This is a genomic window from Arthrobacter sp. TB 26, assembly GCF_000427315.1.
GTDB lineage: Bacteria > Actinomycetota > Actinomycetes > Actinomycetales > Micrococcaceae > Arthrobacter.
This window is the reverse complement of sequence record NZ_AUPJ01000501.1, coordinates 5,799-8,697: the sequence shown is the minus strand read 5'-3', so window position 1 is coordinate 8,697 and position 2,899 is coordinate 5,799. Positions and strand designations below refer to the sequence as shown.

Sequence of the window (2,899 nt, the reverse complement as noted above, 5' to 3'; positions counted from 1 at the left end):
CCCGCCGCTAGGATTTCGGCACGCCCGGCGGCGCCCTCACGCGTAGATGGTCGGGATGGCGGGTCCGCCACGCTGGAGCCGGTTCACGACGGCGGGCAGTTCGGCCATGGTGTCGGCATGCCGGCGCCGGCCCCGTGCCACGGCTTCCGCACCGGTCCATCCCGGCAGAAGTTCACCATCCCGGACGAATTGCTGCACCAGTGGCCTGCCGGTGGGTTCCCCCACGGGCGGGTGTCCAACACCCAGGACTTCGTGGGTGGCGGTGCCCGATCCGTCGAGCCGGCGCACCGCGTGCTTCCGGCCGCCGACGTTGATCTTGTTCTTGGAGCTCTTGGCCACCGCTATGAACTCCCCGGCGTCGTTGGTGCGGCTGACCAGCTTGTAGACCATGCCCGCGGTGGGGGCACCGGAACCCGTGACCAGGGCCGTGCCGATTCCATAGGAGTCGGCTGGTGCGGCCTGGAGGGCCGCCACGGAGTATTCGTCGAGGTCGGACGTGACGACGATTTTCGTGTGGACATTGCCCAGCCGGTCCAGCAGCTCACGGACCCACCATGCCTGCGCCAGCAAATCACCGGAATCGAGCCGCACCGCGCCCAGTTTGTCCCCGGCTAGTTCGACGGCGGTCCGGACCGCAGCTTCGACGTCGTACGTGTCCACGAGGAGGGTGGTTCCGGGTCCCAAAGCGCCCAGCTGCGCCCGGAACGCATCACGCTCGGTGTCGTGCAGGAGGGTGAACGAGTGCGCCGCCGTGCCGACGGTGCGGATGCCGAAGCGCCGGCCGGCTTCCAGGTTCGACGTTGCTTCGAAGCCCGCGATGACGGCGGCGCGTGCGGCCGCAGCGGCGGCCTCCTCGTGGGCCCGGCGTGAACCCATCTCAATGCAGGGCCGTCCTCCTGCCGCGCTGACCATCCGGGAGGCCGCCGAGGCAATGGCGCTGTCATGATTCAGGATGGACAGGACAAACGTCTCCAGGATGCATGCCTCCGCGAAGGTGGATTCCACGATCAGAACGGGGGAGTACGGGAAGTATGCCTCGCCCTCGGGGTAGCCCCAGATGTCGCCGGAGAAGCGGAAGTCCGCGAGGCGGGCGAGGGTCTCCCCGTTGACGACGCCGGTCCGCTCCAGGAACTCCAGCTCCGACGGGCCGAAGCGGAATCCGGCAATGCCCTCGAGCAGCCGTCCGGTTCCGGCGACGATCCCGTACCGCCGTCCCTCCGGCAGTCCGCGGGCAAATGCCTCGAAGACCGTGCGCCGCTCCGCGGCCCCGGAGTGGAGGGCCGCCTGCAGCATGGTCAGTTCGTAATGGTCGGTGAAAAGGGACGTAGCGGGGCGGTCCCAGGCCGGCGAGGTATCCATGATTAACCGTAGCCCGCGGCCAGGCTATTCAGTTGACCCGGCTCTGGGGGTACCTTGTCCCCATGGCCAGGGAAGAAGTCACCGTCACTGTCAGCAGCCCCGGCGGCAACCGGGAGTTGAGGATCTCGAGCCCGAGCCGGGTCCTGTGGCCGGAGCTCGGTCTCACCAAGCTGGACCTGGCCCGGTACATTGTCGACGTCGGGGACGCCTTCCTGGCAGCGAACGGTGACCGTCCGGTCACCATTCAGCGGTTCGGTGACACCGTCGACGGCGAGCAGTTCTTCTCGAAGAATCCGCCCAAGGGCGCCCCGGACTTCGTGCGCTCGGTGATGGTGGTTTATCCCAGTGGACGCTCGCATCCCCAGCTGGTGATCGACGAGGTTGCCGCCGCGGTCTGGGCGGTGCAGATGAACACGGTGGTGTTCCACCCCTGGGCCTCGCGTGCCGGCAACCCGGACAACCCCGACCAGCTGCGGATCGACCTCGACCCGCAGCCGGGCACCGGCTTTGAGGACGCCGTTCCTGCCGCGCAGGAACTGCGCGGCGTGCTGTCAGAGGCCGGCCTGGCGTCGTTCGTCAAGACCTCCGGCAACCGGGGACTGCATGTGTTCTCCCCGATCGAACCCAGCCGGGAGTTCCTCGAGGTACGGCACGCTGTGATCGCCGCCGCGCGCGAACTTGAACGGCGGATGCCGGACAAGGTCACCACTGCGTGGTGGAAGGAAGAACGGGGCACCCGGATCTTCGTCGACTTCAACCAGGCGAACCGCGACCGCACCATGGCCGGGGCCTATAGCCCGCGCGCCCTTCCCGGCGCCACCGTGTCCTGCCCGATCGGCTGGGACGAGCTGGAGCACGTCCGCACGGAGGACTTCACTATCGTCACGGTGCCGCAGCGGCTCAGGGCCACCGGAGACCCGTGGGCGGAGATGCATGCGAAGCCGGGCACAATCGACGTTCTCCTGGAGTGGTGGGAACGTGACCTTGCGGCCGGGCTGGGGGAGTTGCCCTTCCCTCCGGACTTCCCGAAGATGCCGGGTGAGCCGATGCGGGTGCAGCCCAGCCGGGCCCGGAACAAGGACTAGGGCGGGGATCAGACGCCCAGCAGGCGCTGGCCGTTGAACCAGCAGACCATCCGCAGCCAGTCGTCGTCGAGGCGGGGCTCCTTGTCGCGGAGGCGTTCCAGTGCCTCCAGCTGATGGGCATAGGCGTACGGGATGTTCGGGAAGTCGCTGCCGAGGACAATCCGCTCCCGCATCCCGGCCAGCCGCGGCAGGAGCTCAGCCGGGAAGGGTGCGGCCGCCTCGAAGAAGTCCGTGAAGACCATGGTCGTGTCGAGGTGGACGCGCGGGTACTTCTCCGCGAGGTCCAGAAATTCGGCGTACTCCGGCGCCCCCATATGGGCAACGACGGCGGTCAGCTGGGGGTGGCGCTGCAGTACACCCTCGAGCTTGTCCGGTCCGGTAAAGCCAGGCCGCGGGACCGGACCGCTTCCGACGTGCACGACGACCGGAATGCCGGACTCGGCCAGCAGCCGCCA

The 2,899-nt window shown here is 68.3% G+C and carries 3 protein-coding genes; 1 reads left to right on the top strand and 2 read right to left on the bottom strand.

All coding sequences use genetic code 11. From position 1 onward, the window contains the following. Window positions 1-36: 36 nt before the first annotated feature. Window positions 37-1,359: a nicotinate phosphoribosyltransferase gene (locus K789_RS0119790; protein ID WP_024368268.1), complete on the bottom strand. Its 1,323-nt coding sequence runs from the start codon at window positions 1,357-1,359 to the stop codon at window positions 37-39. Window positions 1,360-1,421: 62 nt separating this feature from the next. Between K789_RS0119790 and ligD the strand changes: the two genes are divergently transcribed. Next, the gene (gene ligD / locus K789_RS0119785) at window positions 1,422-2,444 is read left to right on the top strand and encodes a non-homologous end-joining DNA ligase (protein WP_024368267.1); all 1,023 of its coding nucleotides are present in this window, start codon (window positions 1,422-1,424) and stop codon (window positions 2,442-2,444) included. Between the two features lie 8 nt (window positions 2,445-2,452). Here ligD and K789_RS26300 read toward each other — a convergent pair whose 3' ends face one another. After that, a complete protein-coding gene (locus tag K789_RS26300; RefSeq protein WP_237739647.1) occupies window positions 2,453-2,863 on the bottom strand; it encodes an amidohydrolase family protein in 411 nt (136 codons plus the stop codon). Window positions 2,864-2,899 lie beyond the last annotated feature (36 nt).